The organism is Jiella pacifica (assembly GCF_010500815.1).
GTDB lineage: Bacteria > Pseudomonadota > Alphaproteobacteria > Rhizobiales > Rhizobiaceae > Jiella > Jiella pacifica.
In genome coordinates this window covers 77483-95638 of record NZ_JAAAMG010000016.1, presented here as the reverse complement: position 1 = coordinate 95638, position 18156 = coordinate 77483, and the positions used below count along the sequence as shown (strand labels likewise).

Below are 18156 nucleotides of genomic sequence, written 5' to 3'. Positions count from 1 at the left end.
GGTCTCAGCGTTGCGGGAAGAGGAAGGCGAAGGCGATGCGCCGCCGCCAGGCATTGGTGAGCGGTTCCTCGATCACGCCGAGCCGCTCATAGGCGTGGAGGAAGGTGGCAGGACCGGTGAGGATCCCGACATGCTTGGCGATGGCGCGGGGCCTCATGCAGAAGAGGACCAGCGCGCCGGGACCGGCCTCGGCAGGCGACACCTCGATCATCATGCGCCGCGCGCCTTCGGCCAGAACCTCGCGCGGGCCGGTCTCGCCCCAGTCGCGGCTGTAAGGCAGAATCGGGAACGGCTCCGGCCCCACCACGTCGCGCCAGACCCCCCGCGCGAGCCCGAGGCAATCGCAACCGACGCCGCGCAGGCTGGCCTGGTCGTGGTACGGCGTGCCGAGCCAGGAGCGTGCGACGGCGACGACACGCGCGGGGTCGGCCGATGCGAGAGGTTGCGTCACAGCACGCCTCCCTCGTGGCCGCCATCCTTGGTGGCGTAGCGCAGCACGGCATCCTGGCCGGGGATGTGCGGGAACCCCCGGAAGTTGGCCGTGTTGGCGAACCTGGCGCCGCAGGTCTCGATCCGCTTATCGCAGCCCGCACGGATGGTGAAGGCATTGCCCTCGGAGATCTCGCGCACCGGCGCCTCGAGAAGGGTCAGCACGGCGATGCCGTCCGTCACATCATGGCCGAGAACCTCGGCCCGACGCCCCGCGTTGGAGCCACTGGTCCATTCGATGGTCCCGAAGGTGAACCAGCCGGAGGCGAAGCCGCCGAGGCCCGAAGCGGTGAAGGCGCGGTCGCGTAGAAGGTCGATCACGACGCTCGTGCCCTTGAACGCCGGGTTCTCCAGATCGACGCCGCAGCGCGTATCGCCGAGCGCGGCGTCACAGGTCGCCTGAAAGGTCCGCCCGACCGTCTGACCGAGAACATGGGCGAGCGAGCGGACCTCGGCGACGAAGGCCAGCCGCCCGCGCCGGATCTGGCCGATGGCGCCGCGCCGCATCAGGATGCGCTGGCCGGTGTCGGCCCAGTTCACGCGCCAGACCTCGACTTCGGCGTTGTCCCAGCGACCGTCCAAGATGTCGGTCTCGGTGATGCGGTCCGAGGTCAGCACGCCCTCGGCGTCCTGCGCGTCGACCGAGAGGTCCGAGCCCGAGCGCACCTCGGACGCCGTGAGCCCGCTCTCCGGCTCGAAGTCGGTGCCATCGAAGGCGAGTGTCCGGTCGTGATCGGTGAAGCCGAAGGTGACGCCATCGGCGCGCGCGATCCGCCAGCACCAGGCGAGCGTGGTTGTGCCCTCGTCGAGATGGGCCTGCAGGTCGGGAGCGAGGGTCTTCATCGGCGCAGTTCCAGAAGCGGAATGGAGGTGATCGAGCCGAGCCGCTCGAGGTCGAGCGTCACGTCGAGCACGTCGGCGTCGAAGCGGACGGGCACGTCGAATTCGAAGCCCGCGGTGATGGCGATGCCAGCGCCTGGCGCGGCGCTGAAGGTGACGACACCGGTGGCGGTGTCGACGGACCAGCCGGAGGGCTGCTCGATCCCAGCCAGCGCGATGCGCACGGTGCCCGCCACCGGCTTGGCGATGGCGCGCGACCACGATTGCGCCCCGGAGGCGTAGCGCTTCACCAGCTGGAAGGCGGTCGTCGCACCGTCACCGGTGCCGATGGCCTGATCGGTTGGCGACGGCGCGCCCGAAGGCAGGCAGGACTTGTGGTCGCCCCAGTCCTTGAAGCGGAAGCCGTAGAGTCGCCCGTTGCGCGCCTCGAAGAAGGCGACGACCGCCGCCAGATCGTCGGCGCGGCGAATGCCATAGGCGACGTCGTAGCGGCGGCGTGAGTTGGCCCAGCTGGCGTTCCGCTCCTCGTCGCCCGAGGCGAGCTCGACGATCTGCGTGCGCCGCTCCGGCCCGCCCCGTGCGCCACGGCTGATGTTGTCGGGAAACCGGAGCTCGTGAAACGCCATCACATGCCCCTCCGCCCGAGGGACACGGCACGGGCGATGTCCGCCGCGACCTGCGTGCGCGACTGCCGGAAGCTTTCGGCGTCGCGGGCCATGATGGTCACGTTGACGCCGGCACCGCCGTAGCTCTGCGCCTCGCGACGCGACAGCACGCGCTCGCCGCGTTGCAGGATCGCGGGCACCTCGTCGTGACGAAGCCCGGCCATGCCGCCGCCATGCATTCGCGGCGCAGCAGCAAAAGCGATGGCCGGGACCATCCGCGAAGGTCCGGCCGATCCGACCATCCCGCCTGCGTGGAGGACATTGGCGAAGATGCCGCCAGCACCGGCAAACACGCCGGAGAGCGCGTTGGCGATCGGCCCGAGGATGAACCGCCGCGCCGCCAGTTGGGCGAGATCGGCCAGCAGCGACGTCACCAGATCGCGGAAGTCGAGCTTGCCGGTCTTCACGAACTGGCCCACCGCGTTCTCGGCCGACTGGAAGGCGCCGACGAGGCTCTGGCCGATGTCGCCACCGATCTCGCGGGCCTTGCTGGCGTAGTCGGAGAGCGCGGCGGTGACCGCCCGCCAGCCGGTGACGGCCGCGTCGGTCGCGGGCTCCGCTACCGCAGCAGCAGCTCCGGCCGCCACACCTGCATCTGTTGCGGCGCGCCCGGCGTCGCCGAGGGACGTCTCCAGGCGCTCCGCCGCAGCGGTGGTCTCGGCCAGTGCGTCGGCGCCGTCCTCGTCGGTGCCGCGTACGGCATCGCGCAGCGCCTGCCAGCTTTCGAGGGGCGCACGGGCCCCCTCCGCCAGGTCGCGCGCCGCGCCGCGGTAAAGGTTGGCGGACTCGAGCGCCCTGTTCGCCGCCTCGGTCAGACCGAGATCGGGCGCGGAGAGCGGATTGTCCTCGAAGGCCCGATCGAAGGCCGCCTGAGCTGCCGTGGTTGCGGCAGTCGCCGCTCCCTCGAAGCGGTTCTCGATCTCGCCGAGGTCGAGGTCCGGAACCAGCGATATGCGCCGCTCCGACCCGAGCGCTTCGAGCCCCTGGTTGATGCCGCCGATAAAGCCGTTGATCCGCGAGACCACCCCGTTCAGCATCGCCTCGACGCCATCGACCAGGCTGTTGGCCGCCTGGAACGCGAGATCGCCGATGGCGGCGGGCAGCAGGCCCCAGATCGCCTTGATCGCCTCGTAGGCGCCTTCGAAGGTGTTCGCGGCCGTGTTGCCGAAGCCCACCACGCTCTCGATGGCGCTCTGCATGCCCGATGCGGCATCCGCCTTCAGGTCGAAGAACATCGCCGTGGCGGCCGCGCCCGCCGCCGCCGCGCCCATACTGATGCGTTCCCAGACCTCGACCGCGAGGTCCTTCAGGAGCGACATCGCTTCTCCGAAACCGCCGGCGCCGGAGACGAGCCGGGTGAACTGGTAGACGAGCTCGCCCGCGCCGACGATCAGCGCGCCGATGCCGGTGCGGATCAGCGCCCCGCGCAGGACAACGAGCGCCGTGGCGAGGCCCCGGACCGAGAGCGCCGCAGCCGCCATGCCGGCGACCCAACGTCCCGCGAGGAACGCCGCGAAGGTGGCGGCATAGGTGGTCAGGCGGCCGATGTTGTCCAAGAGACCGCGGATCGCGATGCCGAGCGGCCCGGTGCGGCTGGCCACCGCCGCCATGGCATCGGCGACGGCTTCCAGCGCAGGTGCCGCTGCGACCGCCAACTGGTTCGAGAGCCCGCGCCAGACCAACCCGAGCCGCGAGATGGCGTCGTTCGTCCGCTCGATCTGGTCGGCGTCCTGCTCGGAGACGACAACCCCGAAGGCGAGGACGTCCTCTGTCGCCTGGCGCAGCGTCGCGGTGTCGATCCGGCTCATCGCGATGGAGCCTTCCTCGCCGAAGAGCTGGCCCGCGACCGCCGCGCGCTCGGCGGCAGGCACGAAGCTCTCGATCGCCGCGTTGATCGCGCCCACGCGCTGGTCCAGCGGCAAGGCGATCAGCTCATTTGCTGAAAGCCCCAGCCGGTCGAGCGCGTCGGCAGCAGGGCCGGTCCCGGCGGCCGCCTGACTGAGACGGCGCGTCAGATCCTTGGTGGCCTGCTCGATGCCGGACATGGAGACGCCCGCCAGATCGCCCGCGCGCTCCAGCGTCTGGATCGAGGCGACGGTGGTGCCGAGCGACTGCGCCAGCTTCGCCTGCGCATCGACCGTCTGCAGGCTGGACCGGATCATCGCCACGCCAGCAGCGGCTGCGGCGGCCACGGCAGCGGCAGCCGCGACCCGCACCCGCCGCGAGAAGGCCGCGAGCCGGGCGTTCGCGGCTTCCATCTCCCGGCTCAGCCGTCCGAAGCCGCGCGACCCGGCCTCGCCCACGCCTTCGAGTTCGGCGCGCACCTGCCGTCCGCCCACGGCCGCGAGGCGGACGCTGACCCTCTTCTCAGCCATGGGAATGATCCATCTTTTCGTTGAGCTTGGCCACCATCACCGCTTCGATGACGGGCAAGAGTTCACCCGCAGCAGCGGGCGGGACGCCGAGCGCATTTCCCAGAGCGAGGGCCGCGGACAGGTCCCAGCCGACCACCGCGCCGGGCAGCACGCGCAACTGACCGCCGAGGCGGCCGACGAGATCCCAGACCTGCCAGCCCTCATGGGTAAGCGGCCGGTTCAGGCGCGTCGGGCAGTCTTCGCACGCTTGCGCGCAGGCTTCGCAGTAGCGCTCGCCCCCGCCGAAGGACCACTCGGCGAGAGCGCGGAGGCGTTTTTTTCCTGTTCCAGCAGCAGGCCTTTGGACACGTAGGTCAATTGGAAGGCCTCGAAGATCGGCCAGACGTCGAGCAGCGCGTCGATGGCCTCGGGGGTGGGATCGATCGGGTTGCCGTCGGCATCGCCGATGCCCTCCCAGCCGAGCACAGCCCGTCGCGCCAGCGCCTTGGCGAAGGCGACGGCGCGCTCCTCGTCGGAAGCCTCCTCGGGCACCGCCTCGACGGCGGGGTCGCTGCGCGTCGCGACCATCAGGGCGGTCGTCAGCGGGCGCAGTTGCACCCGGACGCCGGGGGCGAGGTCATGCCAGCGCGGCGCGTTGGTCAGGTCGAGCGTCAGCATCAATACGTCTCCACGTCATTCACGAGGGTGGCGGTGCACATCCGGCCGACGACGCTGTCGCGCGCGGCCTGCCAGTCGAATGTCGCCTGGACGCCCTGCGGCCCGGAAATCTCGATCCGTGGACGCGGCAGGTAGACGGCGTGCACGGTGAAGGAGAAGCTTTCGCCTGAAGGCAGGACGTAGGCGAATTCCATCTCGCAGGCCTCGCCGTTGATCGCCTGCGTCACCAGCGTCTGGTCGGCGAAGCGCACCTCGATCCGGCCCGTCAGCGCGGCAATGGATGGATCCGCGCCATCGATGCGGCCGTCCGAGCGGATGGTCTCGATCCGGTCGAGGTTGTTGGCGTAGGTGATCTCGGCCGAGACCACATTGCCGAGGGCGGTGCCGTTCCGGGTGATCGCCCCGTTGAAATGGCCGAAGCGCTTCAACTCCAGTGCGGCGGGCGTTCCGGCACTGGTCGTGGTGCCGACCGTCTCGCCCTGCGCCACCAGCCGCGCGGTCGCGGTGAGCAGGCCCGAGCGCTGCATCTGCCAGGTGATCTGGTCGAGCACGCAGCCCGAGTACATCGCATAGCGGGGCACCTCGGGCATGCCGGTCTCGATCGACATCGAGGGCAACGTCCAGGACCCCGACTGAAATTCGTGGCTGTACGGGGCCTCCGCGCCCGTGGTCGTGGGCGCGCCGAAGGCTGCCTTCAGCCAGAAGCCGAACGCCTCGGCGTCCAGCGGCACGACGACGTCGCCGTCGGCCGTCACGGCGTCCTTGATCGGCGCTAGCGGATCGCGGCCGTAGCCGAGAAGCTCCGAATTCAGCAGCGGCTGCTCCGCGCCGAGCGACGTGCTGGCGAAGGGCATGCGGGTGAAGCCGCTGACGGGCGGCGTTCCATAGGTCGTCTCGAACGCAAGCGCCATCAGCGCTCGCGCCCCTTGGGCTCGTGCCATGTTCGTCTCCTGTGGTCGGTTGGGTCAGGCCAGCGGGTCGGCCGTGGAATAGTGCAGCACGACCGGGATAACGGCGGCCTTCAGACTCGCCGCGCCCTCGACCGGCAGATCGACCGGGCGCGGGGCTTCGGCCTCGACCCAGTCGCAGAACCCGCCCAGCGTCCGGTCGGCGGCGAGCGCTGCGCCGATGCTGGCGGTCAGCGTGTCAAAGGCGGCGTCGCGATCGGCACCCTGAACGACCGCCTCGATCTCGGCTCGGTGCTGGTAGTGATAGCGCAGCGGCGACAGCGTGACTTCGGGCGCACCTGGTTCGCCATCGCGCAGGATCATCAGGCCCTCGACCGGCATGCGCTCGGGCAGCACGTCCCCGCGCAGAGCGGTGGCGGGCAGCGCCGAGAGCCGCGCGTGCAGCGCGACGAGGATGGTTTCGCGAGGTGTCATGGGTCGGCCGAGTTGGAAATCGCGTCGAGCACCGGACAATCGGGGACTTCGGCGCCCGAACACCTGGATGCAGTTGTAGCGAGGACGGATTCGATACGCCGAAGATCCGCGATCCTCGCGCGGACATCGGCAAGGTGCCGCTCCGTCCGTTCCTTGACCTCGGCGCAGGCCGGCGCGGCGCCGTCGCCGAGCCCCATCAGCCCGCGGATGTCCTCCATCGAGAACCCGAGTTCGCGGGCGCGCAGGATGAAGCGGAGGCGTGTGGCGTGTGCGGCGGAATAGACCCGGTAGCCGGCGTCCGTGCGGGGCGGGTCGGGCAGCAGGCCGGTCTTCTCGTAATAGCGGATCGTCTCGATGTTGCAGCCGGTCGCCCGGGCCAGGTCGCCGCGTGTGAAGCCGCTCTCGCGCTCGTGATCGGTCATGGGCAAGTTTCCTCTTGAGCCTGTAGTTGCTACAGACCCTACACCCATCGTCAATCACAGACGAGAGGTGCGCGACATGGCGCTGACAGACGACAGAACGGACAGCACGGGCGCGGATCGCCCCGCCCGAAAGGGCTGGCTCGCGGCGGGCGGTGTGGTGGGCGCCTTTCTCGCCTCGGCCTGCTGCATCGGGCCGCTGGTGCTTCTGACTCTCGGCATCTCGGGCGCCTGGATCGGCAACCTGACGGCTCTGGAGCCTTACAAGCCGATCTTCGCCGTGATCGCGCTCGGCTTCATCGCGGCGGGTTTCTGGCAGGTCTATTTCCGCAAGCCAACCGTCTGCGAACCCGGTTCCTACTGCGCAAGGCCAGCATCGGCGCGCATCACCAAGTCGGCTCTCTGGGCCTCCCTGATCCTCGTTCTCGCAGCCCTCACCATCGACTGGTGGGCCCCGCTTCTCTACTGACCCCGAAAGGACATCCACATGAAGAAGATCCTTGCACTCGCCTTGTTCGGCCTGACCGCCGTTGTGCCGATCACCGCCATCCCTGTTGCCGCGCAGACCGTCGCCGCCGAGCAGACCGTCACCTTCGCGGTGGACAACATGACCTGCGCGCTCTGCCCAGTCACCGTGAAGCGTGCGATGGAGGGCGTCGCGGGCGTGCGCGCCGTCGAGATCGACTTCGATGCCCGCACCGCCACGGTGATCTTCGACACCGCCGCGACGAGCGCCGACGCCATCGCGACCGCGTCGGCCAATGCAGGCTACCCGGCGCGTGTCGCGGGCTGACGAGATGACCGAGCAGTCCGACCGCAAGCTGATCGCGACAGGGATCGTCGGCACCGTCATCGCGGCGCTCTGCTGCTTCACTCCGGTGCTGGTGGTGCTTCTGGGTGCCGTGGGCCTGTCGGCCTGGCTGGGTTGGCTCGACTACGTTCTGCTGCCCGCGCTCGCCTTTTTCGTCGCGCTGACCGTGTACGCGGTCTGGAGACGGCAGCGGCGCCAGACCACTCGAACGGATGGATGACTTGATGAAAGACGATTGCTGCGCGCCCAAGGGCGATTTCGACCTTGCCGTGATCGGCGCCGGATCGGCCGGGTTCTCGGCCGCGATCACCGCCGCCGAGGGAGGCAAGCGCGTCGCGCTGATCGGCCATGGCACCATCGGCGGGACCTGCGTGAACGTGGGCTGTGTGCCCTCCAAGACGATGATCCGGGCCGCGGAAGCCCTGCACGGTGCGCAGACAGCACATCGGTTCCCGGGCCTGAACAGCGAGGCGCAGGTCGCCGACTGGTCGGCGCTGATTGCGGCCAAGGACGATCTTGTCGCGACACTGCGCCAGAAGAAGTACGCCGATCTGCTGCCGGGCTACGGCGGTGTGACCTATCTCGACGAGGGTCCGGCGCGTCTCGTCCTCGGCGGGGTCGAGGTCGGCGGGCGCAGGATCACGGCTCCCAAGGTGATCGTCGCGACCGGTGGCCGACCCGCCGTGCCCGACATCCCTGGGATCCAGGACGCACCAACGCTCGACAGCACGTCGCTGCTGGAGCTGGACCGGTTGCCCGAAAGCCTGATCTTCCTCGGCGGCGGCTACATCGGCGTGGAGCTGGCGCAGATGATGGCGCGGATGGGCACCCGCGTCACCATTGTCTGCCGCTCGCGCCTGCTGCCGCGCACAGAGCCGGAGGTGTCCCGGGCGCTGACGGAGACGCTGCGCGCCGAGGGCGTCGCGGTTGTCGATGGCGCGACCTACGACGCCGCACGGCGCGACGGGGCCCGTGCGGTCCTGACGGTGACGGTGGACGGCGCAGACCGCGATCTGACGGCCGACCGCCTCGTCCTGACGACGGGACGCGCAGCCAACACCGAGGGGCTGGGCCTCGCGGAGATGGGCGTCGAGACCGACGCGCGTGGCGCGATCCGGGTGGGCGACGACATGCAGACCACGAAGGCCGGCATCTTCGCGGCGGGCGATGTGACCGACCGCGACCAGTTCGTCTACATGGCCGCCTATGGCGCCAAGCTCGCGTCCCGCAACGCCGTTCTGGGCGGGGCGGAGCGCTACGACAACGCCGCGATGCCGTGGGTGGTGTTCACCGATCCGCAGGTCGCCGGCGTCGGGCTGACCGAGGCGCAGGCGCGCGCCGCGGGTCATGACGTCAAGACCAGTGTGCTGACGCTCGACAACGTGCCCCGCGCGCTCGCCGCCCGCGACACGCGCGGCCTGATCAAGCTCGTCGCGGACCGGGCGACCGACCGCCTCCTGGGCGGCGTGATCATGGCGCCGGAGGGAGCCGACAGTGTCCAGACGCTCGCCATGGCGCTCAAGTTCGGCATGACGACAAAGGCGCTCGGCGAGACGATCTTCCCCTATCTGACCACGGTAGAGGGGCTGAAGCTCGCCGCGCAGACCTTCGACAAGGATGTCGCGAAGCTGTCGTGCTGCGCGGGGTAACCCGAGCCGTCGGTTTCGTGGCTGCCGAGCAAGATTGCGCATCGATGCGATCACAACCTACCCCCCACCCAGTTCGCCACGATCAGCCCCGGCACGCTGTCCAACGCCCGGTCTGCATCCCGCGCCAGATCCAGCCGCTTCGGCAGCTTGACCTGCGGCACCAGCAGGAAGATCGGCGCAGTGACCTTTCCGCGCCCGGTCTTCGACCGCGACACCACCGCCTGGCCTTTCGTGTTCAGCCGCCCCTCGGCGACCAGCAGGCTGGGGCCCGTCCGGCGATAGACGAAACGCAGGCGGAGGCCGCGTCGCCGCTCCCATTCACCGGGGGTGATCCGGCCGCCGCGCAGGGATTTGCCCGCCGCGGGCAGCGGGATCGCCAGCCAGAACCCGTTCTTCGATCGGATCAGCGGCCCGGTGTCATGCGCACCGACGATTACCGGCGCCTTCGACCAGACCAGCGCCGCAGCCTCAAGGCTCTCGCCCGACCTCGGGAAGTTCTGGCTCCGGATCGAGTTGGCGAGCCGTGTACCAAGCCCCGCGCCGGTGATCTGCAACCGCCACGCCGTCTTCAGCCCAGTCCCGGCCTCGCGAATGGCGGCGGTGACGGCCCGTTCACCCGCCGCGACCTCGGCCGCCATCATCGCGACGATGTCGGGATCGATGTCGAGCTTCAGTTTCACGCGGGCCTCAGGTCGACGGTCCAGACCAGCCGCTCGCGGTCGCGGACCGGCTCGCCCTGTATGAGGAAGGCGTCGCCGTCGATCTCGATGCGGTCGCCGGGACGCGGGTTCGCCACCTCGGCCACGCGCAGGTCGATCCGGGTGGTTTCGGACCAGAGCCGCGCGTCGCCGAAGTCGGTGACCGCGTCGGCGCGACGGGCGACGGCACGCACCAGCACGGGTGTACCGCCGTCGGCGATGTAGACCGCGTCCCGGCCGATGTTCGGATCGGCGAAGAGCGCGCCGATGGCGGCGGCGAAGGCCGACATCAGAACGTCGCGTTCAGGCGCACCCGGCCGATGGTGTCGCCGGCGCCGCTCGCCACCGCCTCGACGGCCGCGCCGATGAGGGTGTTGTCGGTCGCGACGGTCGTGGTGCGCTTGTTGGTGTCGTCCCAATAGACCTTGGCGCCAACCGTCCACGCCTGGGAGCCGACCTTGGTGATGTCGAACACGCCGACGAGCGCGGTCTCGACGGGCTCGCCAATGGCGGCGGCACCCGCGGCGATGCCGAAGATGGAGCCGACGAGCAGGCCATCGCCGGAGGCGACGGCATAGGGCGCGGTCAGGGTGATGGTGTTGCCGGGCTGGACGTAGGTTTTCATGATGGGGATCCTCGTGGAAAGACGAAGGGCGGCCCGTCAGGACCGCCCGTGTGTCAGGGTTCAGGAAGCGCGCCTTACGCGCCCGGGTTCTTGTAGAGGCCGCGCCAGTCGATGGCCTTGGCTCCGAAGTCGAGGCGGCACTTGATCTCGACCCCGTCGACGTCGAAGCCGTTGCGCGTCTCGATATAGGCGCCCTGCTGGCCCTCGAGATAGGCGTACTCGATGGTGTCGATCTGGTTCGGGCTGGCCGCCAGATACCAGGCGGTCTCGCTGGCGGCGTCGAGCCGGGGCTCGCTGATCGGCGCCAGCGTCCTGATCGACTGCGGCACCACGCTGGACGTCGCGGCGGGCACGAGGTTCTGGGCCACCAGCTGTTCGGCTTTCAGTTCCAGTGAGGCCGGCACGATCAGGAAGGCAGGCCGGACGTTCAGCACCGTCTTCTTGTCGAGGCCGGTCTGCTTGGCCATCGCCGCGCGCGCCGCTCCGACGCTGCTGACATCGAGCGCCGCGCCGGTGCCTGCCAGGTTCTTGTGGGTGGTGTGGAAGAGCGCATTGCCGTCGGCCATCGCCGGGTTGGCGGTGATGATGCCCCAGACCACGTCCGACTCCAGCTGGGCGATGGAGTTGCCGTACATCGCCGGGATGCGGGTGAAGGCGTCGAGATCGTCGTTGATCAGCGTCTGACGGGTGATGGCGACCACCCGGCCATAGGTCTTGACCTTGTAGCTCTCCTTGCTCTCGCCCAGCGTGCCGCGCTTGAACTCGCCGCTTTCGCCGACCTCGAGCAGCTGCGGGGCTTCGCCGAGCTGGACGCGATGCATCGCCTTGAAGTCGGTCGCCAGCACCTGGCGACAGAACAGCATGAAGGTGCGGGGATAGGCCTCGTAGGCCTGCCGCAGCGTCTTGTTGGTGACGGCCGACAGGATCTCGGGGAAGTCCGAGGTCGAGTGCAGCGCGCGCGTCGCCACCTCGTCACGCGACAGGCCGCGCGTGTTGACCCCGGCATTGCCGAGGCTTTCGCGGGCGAGCTCCAGCAGCGTCATGCCGCGATACTGGCGCGCGGCGTCCTCGAGCTGGAACAGCGTTGGGCTGTAGCGGTGCAGCAGTGCGTTCGCCACCGCGTCACGGCGGGTGATGCACTCGTCTCGGCCGCCGAGCGGGACGGAGACATGGGGGAAGTTCCGGGTCTCGTCGGATTTCGCGGCGACCTGGTCGAGGATCAGTCGGCGGGACTCGTCGATGCTGACGCCGCGCTTGACCAGATCCTCGGCGAAGCCGCGCTCGAGGTTCAGCCGCCCGGCCAGATCGTAAATGGTGGAGACGCGGTCGCGCTCGGCCTCGCGGGCGCGGGTGGCGACCACTTCGGTATCGGGCGCGGGAGTTACCTGCGTCTTCTGGCTGCGCGTCTCGCTGGCCGCGACCTTCGGGTCGGGCGCAGCCGGTTTCGGCTCGGTCATGGGGGTGTCCTCGGTTTCGACCGGCGCGGTCGGCTGGGTGTTGGCGGGGGTTGCGGCGTCGCTCGCCGGGGTCTGGGTCGTGTCCGTCATCGGGATCGGTCCTTTCGTGGTGGAAGGGGCGTCCCGGCGGTGGAGGACGCAGTCGTGAAGGGGGTGCTGGGCGCGGAAGCCCGCTGCTGGGTCGGCTCCGACCGCGACGGCGGAGACCTCGAAGGGCGTCCAGTCCACCGCGCGCCAGAGCTCGCGGGCGCCATCAGGCTTCGAGATATCAAACCGGTGGACCTGGTAGCCGATGGAGACGGCGCGGATGTGCCCCGCCTGGATGTCGCGCCAGATCGGCTCGACATCGGCACGCTCGCTGATCCGGACCAAGGCGATGCCGCGACCGTTCTCGATCCGGGCCGAGCCCGGCACGACCGAGCCGATCACCGCGTCGAGCGTGTCGAGCTCGTGCACCTTCAGGAACGGCGCGCCCGCGTTCAGCCGGTCGAGCCGGACATGGGCCGGGTCGAGGCTGAGTTCCTCGTCATAAGGCTCGCCGAAGAAGGTGGCACGGCGGACGCGAGCCCCGGCCGACCAGACCACCTCGACGGTGCGGTTGTCGGCATCGGCCGTGTTCGGCGCAAGCTCCGCCGACCGGCGCATGGCCGGCAGTTCGATCATCGTGTCCATGAAGGTCAGTCCTGTTGGTCGGCCTGCGCCGGGTCTGTATCCGCGTCGGCGGTCGGGTCGTCGGCGTCTGGTTCGTCGGCGGCCGGATCGTTCGCCGGATCGCTGGCCCCGTCTTTGGATTGTGCGCTGCCGGTCTTGGTGACGCGGCGAGGGTCGCTGTCGAGGACCAACCCCAGCGCGTCGAGCTTGGCGTTGGTCGCCGCGATCTCGGCCAGCACGGCGTCGGGGTTGCGGCCCTGCCGGGCGATCACCTCGGCCAGCGTCATGGTGCCCGAGCGGATGGACAGCAGGTTCGCCATCGCGTCCTTCTGCGGATCGACCGCCTCGAACTTCGGCGGCGACCATTCCACAGGCACGATCGGCGACGGGATCTGCCCCGCCGCCCATGCGGCTTCCGTGAACCACCGCCACACCGGGGCGCAGAACATCGGGATGAACAGCTGCCATTGGACGGCGTCGATCTGGCGGCGGAACTCCACGAGACCCGCCCGGATCGAGGAGTAGTTCACTTGGGACAGGTCCCCCGTCAGCAGCTCGTAGGGCACGCGGAAGCCTGCCGAGATCGTGTGCAGGCTCGCGCGCTTGTATTCGCCGTAGCCGCCCGTCGCCGAGGGCTGGTTGAAGCGGATGTCCTTGCCGCCGCGGGCATAGGCGATCAGCCCCGGCTCGAACTGTTCCACCCGGTTGCCGTCGGCATCGACCACGGAGGGCGCGATGCCCTGTTGCGCCTCGTCGTCGCCGAAGACGATGGCGGTGACGCAGGCCTCGGTCTTCTTGCGAACCAGTTCGGCCACTTCATAGTCGTCGAGATCACGCAACGACCGGATCACCGGCGCGCCCCAGGGGACGCCGCGCGCTTGCGTGCGCTGCTTCTCGTAGACATGGGCGATCTCGGTCGCGGGGACCGGGCGGCTCTGCAACCCGTTCTGCAAGGCCCCGTAGGCGTCGCCCGGATGCTCGGCATGCAGCCAGTAAGCCCGGCGCTTCCCGACCGGGTCGAACTCGATCCCCTGCACGAGGCGCCCTGCGCCGAGGGCTCCGGACTTGGTGGCGTCGAGGAAGTCGGCTTCCAGCACCTGCAATTGCAGCGGCACCGGCAGGCCGTCGCTCGCGCGCCGCAGGCGGCGGCGCACCAGAACCTCGCCCGCCTCGACCATCTCCCGGCAGATCAGCGTCTGCAGGCCATAGAAGTCAAGCTGGCCATCGGCGTCGCAGTCCGCCGTCCAGCGTTCGAAGAGCGCATCGACCTTCCGGTCCAGCTTGTCGTCGCCGCTAGCGGCGCGGGGCATGATGCCCGCGCCGATGATGTTGTTGACCAGCACCGCCACGGCCTTGGCCGCATGCGGGTTGTTGCGCACCAGATCGCGCATGCGGTCGCGCAGCAGCGCCCCGGCGACGCCGATTTCGGTGTCGGCCGAGGATCCCGGCGCGCGCCAGCCGTCCGTCCGTCGCCCGCGCGCCGCGCCGTCATAGCCACGCGTCAGCGTCTCGAATGCCTGACGCGCCATCACGCGCCGAGCCGCCATGCGCGGCGCCACCGTGGCGATGGCGTGGTCGAACCAGGTCGCCGACATCAGCGATCCCCGCGCGAGAAGCCAGCGAGCCCCGCCACGGGCAGCGGGCGGCTGAAGCCCGCGATGGCGCGCTCGATGGTCCGGATGCGGGCGAGCAGATCCTCGGCCGAGCCGTAATCCACCGACTTGCCGTCATAGCTGACGCGCGTCGTGCCGCTGGCATAGGCCCGGCGCAGCGCCGAAAGCTCGGTTTCCGTCCAGTCGATCATGTTCAGAACCATCCCTCCCGCCGCCCGAGCCAGTCGGAGCGGCGCTTGCCCTGCGGGGCCTGTCCCGGCCGGTTGATCTGCCCGGCGGGATCGGTGTCGGTGGGGGCGGCCCCGAGCTGATCCTCGAGGTCGCGCCATTTCTCGTCGGGCCAGCGGTCCGCGCCCGCGATCCAGGCGGCTGCGCGGGCGTAGACCCGGCAATCCAGCGCCTCGTTGCGCTCGCGCAGCTTCTGCCATTCCAGCCGGGCGAAGCCGCGCTTGGTGCGCACCGTCACCAGCTGCTCGGCCACGAACTGCTTCAGCCATTCGTTCTCGACCCAGTGCGGCAGGTGCACCGAGCCGGGCGGGAACGCCGCCCCGTCGGCCATCTCCTCCTCGGTCGGGCGTGCCAGCCGCAGGAAGCGGTAGGTTTCGGCCTTGAAGGTCGAGACCGCCACGGTCCAGAGCCGCGCCCCGCGCCGCAGGCGTTTGCCGCCCTCGGTCGCGTCGACAAAGGTCGGCCCCGACACCGGGCTCGAGCGGTTGAACCCCTCGACGCCCTTGACCGGCGACACCTGCGCGAAGCCTTGCGCCCGCGACCAGGAATAGACCGCCGGGGCCTCGTAGCCGGTGTCGATGGCGAGCCGCGCGATCCTGAGATGCGCGCGGCGTTCATGCGGCCAGGACCTGTCCAGCAGCGCGGTCAGCTCCGACCAGGCGTCGTGCCGGTCGGGCCCGCCCTCGATGACGACGTGATCGACGAGCCAGCTTTCCAAGCCGCGACCCCAGGCCCAGACATCGACCTCGATCCGGTCCTTCTGCACGTCGGCTCCGGCTGTCAGGAACAACCCGCCTGCTGGCACCGTGCCGGATTTCCAGCGTTCGCGCCGGTCGTAGAGCCGCTGCCAGTCGGGCGCTTCCCCGGTCTCGACCCATGTCTCGCCGAGGATCGTGTTGCGGAACGCCTTGATCGCCTCGTCCGACCCTTGGGCTGCTTCCCATGACCGCACGATCCGCTCCCAGCTCAGCCAGCCGATCGGCGAATAGAGCGCCGAAAGGTGATACCCGACCGTGGTCGGATCGGCGGCCGTGGCGGTCGCCCGCCATTCGCCGCCCTCCAGCATCGCCGTCTTGTGGTGTTCCGCGATTGCCGCGTCGCAGCCCTCGCAGTGATACTCGGCCGTCTCCGGGCGGCCCTTTTGCCAGCGCAGCCGGTCGAACTTCAGCCATTGTGCGTGGCCGCATTGTGGGCACGGCACGAAGAACCGACGCTGGTCGCTGGCCTCGTACTCGCGCTCGATGCGCGACAGCCCCCGGATCGTGGGCGTCGAGACCAGCAGCACCTTGCGCCGGTGGGCGAAGGTCAGGGAGCGCGCCTCGGCGAGCGTGACCGGATCGCCTTCCTCGTCGGCCGAGGCGGGATAGGCGTCGACCTCGTCGAGGAAGATGTAGCGCGCCGGGGTGGACCGAAGCCCGACCGCCGAGTTCGCGCCCGTCATGATCAGGATGCCGCCCGCGAACTCCTTCGAGAGCATCGTGTTGCCCGCATCGCGGGATCGCGCGGGCTTCACCCGCTCCCGCAGCTCTGGGCTTTCATCGATCAGCGGGTCGATGCGCTGGCGCGAGTTGCGCTTGGCCAGTTCCACGGTCGGCTGGACCGCCAGCATCGGACCCGGCGCCTGGTGGATCGCGAACCCGATCCAGTTGTTGCCCGCCTCGGTCGCGCCGACCTGCGCCGCCTTCATGAACACGATCCGCTGCGTGGGATCCCCCGGCGACAGCCGGTCCATGATCTCGCGCATGTAGGGCGTGCGCACGGTGCGATACCGCCCCGGTTCGGCTGAAGCCCGCCCCGAGAGCATCCGGTGCCGGTCCGCCCATTCCGAAACGGTCAGGTCCGGGTCGGGCCGCAACCCGTTGCCCCAGGCGCGGAGGATCTCGCCCGCGCCGTCGAAGTCGATCAGGCCATCATCGTCACCGGAAGTCGGGCCGGACCTCGGCGAGTTCGTCGAGGTGGGCGCGTACATGTTTCTCCAGGACCTTCTGCATCGCGGCTGGCTCCACGGTGATCTGCTGGCCGGTCACGTCGGCGCACGAGGCTGACAGTTCGGCCGCCATCAGCGCCGCCGCGCGTGCAGGCCAGTTCACCCACGCGTCCCGTTCCTCCCGCGCCAGCCGGAACACCAGCGCCAGCGCGCGGGCCCGCTCGATCAACTCCCCCTTCAGCTTCTGGAGCCGGATGCGCCGCTCCTGCGCTTTCAGCACCTCGTTCGCGGTCTTCGCCTGCAGGAAGGTCGTGCCGCCGCCGACGGCCGGGACTGCCAGCCCCTGTTCACGCAGCGTGTCGCCAACAGCGGCCACGGCCGCCTCGGGGACGGGCTTCAGCTTCGGCGTGGGCGGCTTGCGGGTCTTGGACGGGTCGGTCGTCTCGGCACGTCTGGCGTCGCTGGCGGCCGCGTTGATGCTGCCGTCGGGATAGAGGACCAGCCGCTCGGCGGCCTTGGCCTTCTGGATCGCGCCCCGCGACAGCCCGACATGCGCGGCGTACTGGCGCTCGCTCATGCCCTGCATCGACGGCTCCGATTATCTATCGAAATCATGTTCTTATCGAGTTGATAAGCAGCGCGACCGGAGCGAACGTCCGTTCAGAAGGACGATGCAACTCACCAAGGAGCCATCACGATGACCACGCGCCTGAACCCGATCACCACCCCGCGCCACGAACTCCGCGCCGAGAAGGCGCGCCGGAATAAGGAAGCCGCGCTCGCGGCCTTCATCGGCAAGAAGGCCGAGATCGACGAGATGCTCGCCCGGCTGCAGACGCTGAGCGACGACCACTTCAACGCCCACCCCGACGAGATCAACTGGGGCCATGTCGGCACCCTCGAACACTACGCCAGCCTCCTGAAGCGCATCACCGACAGCGCCTTCGGCGAGGGCGAGCACGCCCGCTGATCTCCGGCACTGCCGGAACTCCCGCCGCGCGCCCTGCGCGGCTCGGGGTCGTAGGAGGCGCCGCATGACGCGGGCCCGAATACGGAGACGATCCCATGACCAAGCTTTCTGACACCCAAGCCATCATCCTCAGCGCCGCCGCACAGCGCGAGGACCGCATCGCACTGCCGCTGCCCGAGAGCCTGCGCGGCGGCGCCGCTGCCAAGGTGGTCGGCGCGATGCTCGCGAAGAACTTCCTGCAGGAGGTCGACGCCGACACGCGCAAGGGCGAGCTTATGTGGCGCGAGACCGGAGACGGCCACGGCGTCACGCTGGTTGCCACCGACGCGGGCCTTGCCGCCATCGGGATCGAGACCGAGGACGCGAACCCCGCGCCTGCGGGCGCGACGGACGCGCCTACCGAGGAGGCCGCGCCGGACACCCCCACCGTAGCCGAAACCGCGCCCAAGACGCGCACACCGCGCGAGGGCACCAAGCAGGCCACGCTGATCGCCATGCTGCGCGCACCGGACGGCGCGACCATCGAGGAGATCATGGCCGCGACGGGCTGGCAGTCGCACACGGTGCGCGGCGCGATGGCGGGGGCGCTGAAGAAGAAGCTCGGGCTCGAGGTGACCTCGGAGAAGGTCGAGGATCGGGGGCGCGTGTACAAACTCCCCGCCGCCTGACGCGCCGGACCCCGACAAGCTGATGACCGCCG

General features: G+C 69.7%; 23 protein-coding genes. 6 read left to right on the top strand and 17 right to left on the bottom strand.

Going from position 1 to position 18156, the window contains the following annotated elements; genetic code table 11:
* Positions 1-4: 4 nt before the first annotated feature.
* From GTK09_RS18330 to GTK09_RS18290, 9 genes are all read right to left on the bottom strand, one after another.
* Positions 5-451 carry an NlpC/P60 family protein gene (locus tag GTK09_RS18330; RefSeq protein ID WP_093359544.1) on the bottom strand — a complete coding sequence of 149 codons (447 nt, stop codon included), beginning with the start codon at positions 449-451 and terminating at the stop codon, positions 5-7.
* Complete coding sequence (locus tag GTK09_RS18325) at positions 448-1332, bottom strand: phage/gene transfer agent baseplate hub protein (RefSeq protein WP_163464893.1); 885 nt, start codon at positions 1330-1332, stop codon at positions 448-450. Before GTK09_RS18325 ends, GTK09_RS18330 begins: the two co-directional genes overlap by 4 nt.
* Positions 1329-1955: a DUF2460 domain-containing protein gene (locus tag GTK09_RS18320; RefSeq protein ID WP_163464892.1), complete on the bottom strand. Its 627-nt coding sequence runs from the start codon at positions 1953-1955 to the stop codon at positions 1329-1331. Before GTK09_RS18320 ends, GTK09_RS18325 begins: the two co-directional genes overlap by 4 nt.
* On the bottom strand, positions 1955-4369 hold the full coding sequence (locus GTK09_RS18315; RefSeq protein ID WP_163464891.1) for a phage tail tape measure C-terminal domain-containing protein: 2415 nt from the start codon (positions 4367-4369) through the stop codon (positions 1955-1957). The genes GTK09_RS18320 and GTK09_RS18315 overlap by 1 nt, the downstream gene beginning before the upstream one ends.
* A complete protein-coding gene (locus GTK09_RS18310; protein ID WP_419181863.1) occupies positions 4362-4520 on the bottom strand; it encodes a DUF7697 family protein in 159 nt (52 codons plus the stop codon). The genes GTK09_RS18315 and GTK09_RS18310 overlap by 8 nt, the downstream gene beginning before the upstream one ends.
* Before the next feature lie 68 nt (positions 4521-4588).
* A complete protein-coding gene (locus GTK09_RS18305; protein ID WP_083548835.1) occupies positions 4589-5026 on the bottom strand; it encodes a phage-derived protein YdaY family protein in 438 nt (145 codons plus the stop codon).
* A complete protein-coding gene (locus GTK09_RS18300; RefSeq protein ID WP_083548834.1) occupies positions 5026-5967 on the bottom strand; it encodes a phage tail tube protein in 942 nt (313 codons plus the stop codon). The genes GTK09_RS18305 and GTK09_RS18300 overlap by 1 nt, the downstream gene beginning before the upstream one ends.
* A gap of 24 nt (positions 5968-5991) precedes the next feature.
* Positions 5992-6408 (bottom strand): acyl-CoA transferase, encoded by a 417-nt coding sequence (locus GTK09_RS18295; protein ID WP_083548833.1) that lies wholly within the window; start codon positions 6406-6408, stop codon positions 5992-5994.
* Positions 6405-6830 (bottom strand): MerR family transcriptional regulator, encoded by a 426-nt coding sequence (locus GTK09_RS18290; RefSeq protein ID WP_163464890.1) that lies wholly within the window; start codon positions 6828-6830, stop codon positions 6405-6407. The genes GTK09_RS18295 and GTK09_RS18290 overlap by 4 nt, the downstream gene beginning before the upstream one ends.
* A 76-nt stretch (positions 6831-6906) precedes the next feature.
* On the opposite strand from GTK09_RS18290, the gene GTK09_RS18285 reads away from it, so the two are divergent.
* Genes GTK09_RS18285 through merA form a run of 4 tightly spaced genes read left to right on the top strand, consistent with a single transcriptional unit; the run spans position 6907 to position 9287 of the window.
* On the top strand, positions 6907-7296 hold the full coding sequence (locus tag GTK09_RS18285) for a mercuric transporter MerT family protein (protein ID WP_062563549.1): 390 nt from the start codon (positions 6907-6909) through the stop codon (positions 7294-7296).
* A gap of 18 nt (positions 7297-7314) precedes the next feature.
* Positions 7315-7620: a heavy-metal-associated domain-containing protein gene (locus GTK09_RS18280; protein WP_062563548.1), complete on the top strand. Its 306-nt coding sequence runs from the start codon at positions 7315-7317 to the stop codon at positions 7618-7620.
* 4 nt (positions 7621-7624) lie between these two features.
* The gene (merF, locus tag GTK09_RS18275) at positions 7625-7858 is read left to right on the top strand and encodes a mercury resistance system transport protein MerF (protein WP_123644184.1); all 234 of its coding nucleotides are present in this window, start codon (positions 7625-7627) and stop codon (positions 7856-7858) included.
* Positions 7859-7862: 4 nt separating this feature from the next.
* Positions 7863-9287, top strand: coding sequence for a mercury(II) reductase (gene merA, locus GTK09_RS18270; protein ID WP_228189482.1), 1425 nt, complete (start codon positions 7863-7865; stop codon positions 9285-9287).
* A gap of 50 nt (positions 9288-9337) precedes the next feature.
* Here merA and GTK09_RS18265 read toward each other — a convergent pair whose 3' ends face one another.
* The 8 genes from GTK09_RS18265 to GTK09_RS18230 form a co-directional block, all read right to left on the bottom strand.
* Entirely contained in the window at positions 9338-9967 is a 630-nt protein-coding gene (locus GTK09_RS18265) for a DUF6441 family protein (RefSeq protein WP_062563545.1), read from the bottom strand.
* On the bottom strand, positions 9964-10275 hold the full coding sequence (locus GTK09_RS18260; RefSeq protein WP_062563544.1) for a head-tail joining protein: 312 nt from the start codon (positions 10273-10275) through the stop codon (positions 9964-9966). The genes GTK09_RS18265 and GTK09_RS18260 overlap by 4 nt, the downstream gene beginning before the upstream one ends.
* Positions 10275-10610, bottom strand: a complete 336-nt coding sequence (locus GTK09_RS18255; protein ID WP_062563543.1) for a DUF2190 family protein — start codon at positions 10608-10610, stop codon at positions 10275-10277. Before GTK09_RS18255 ends, GTK09_RS18260 begins: the two co-directional genes overlap by 1 nt.
* A gap of 74 nt (positions 10611-10684) precedes the next feature.
* Positions 10685-12739, bottom strand: coding sequence for a prohead protease/major capsid protein fusion protein (locus GTK09_RS18250; RefSeq protein ID WP_062563542.1), 2055 nt, complete (start codon positions 12737-12739; stop codon positions 10685-10687).
* A gap of 5 nt (positions 12740-12744) precedes the next feature.
* The gene (locus GTK09_RS18245) at positions 12745-14313 is read right to left on the bottom strand and encodes a phage portal protein (protein WP_123644170.1); all 1569 of its coding nucleotides are present in this window, start codon (positions 14311-14313) and stop codon (positions 12745-12747) included.
* Positions 14313-14522: a phage head-tail joining protein gene (locus GTK09_RS18240; protein ID WP_177208251.1), complete on the bottom strand. Its 210-nt coding sequence runs from the start codon at positions 14520-14522 to the stop codon at positions 14313-14315. The genes GTK09_RS18245 and GTK09_RS18240 overlap by 1 nt, the downstream gene beginning before the upstream one ends.
* Positions 14523-14524: 2 nt before the next feature.
* Entirely contained in the window at positions 14525-16528 is a 2004-nt protein-coding gene (locus GTK09_RS18235) for a phage terminase large subunit family protein (protein WP_083548831.1), read from the bottom strand.
* Complete coding sequence (locus GTK09_RS18230; RefSeq protein ID WP_028720223.1) at positions 16476-17072, bottom strand: hypothetical protein; 597 nt, start codon at positions 17070-17072, stop codon at positions 16476-16478. The genes GTK09_RS18235 and GTK09_RS18230 overlap by 53 nt, the downstream gene beginning before the upstream one ends.
* Before the next feature lie 111 nt (positions 17073-17183).
* Between GTK09_RS18230 and GTK09_RS18225 the strand changes: the two genes are divergently transcribed.
* Positions 17184-17456: a hypothetical protein gene (locus tag GTK09_RS18225; RefSeq protein ID WP_028720222.1), complete on the top strand. Its 273-nt coding sequence runs from the start codon at positions 17184-17186 to the stop codon at positions 17454-17456.
* 95 nt (positions 17457-17551) lie between these two features.
* Positions 17552-18124, top strand: a complete 573-nt coding sequence (locus GTK09_RS18220; protein ID WP_028720221.1) for a DUF3489 domain-containing protein — start codon at positions 17552-17554, stop codon at positions 18122-18124.
* The last annotated feature ends 32 nt before the right edge of the window (positions 18125-18156 follow it).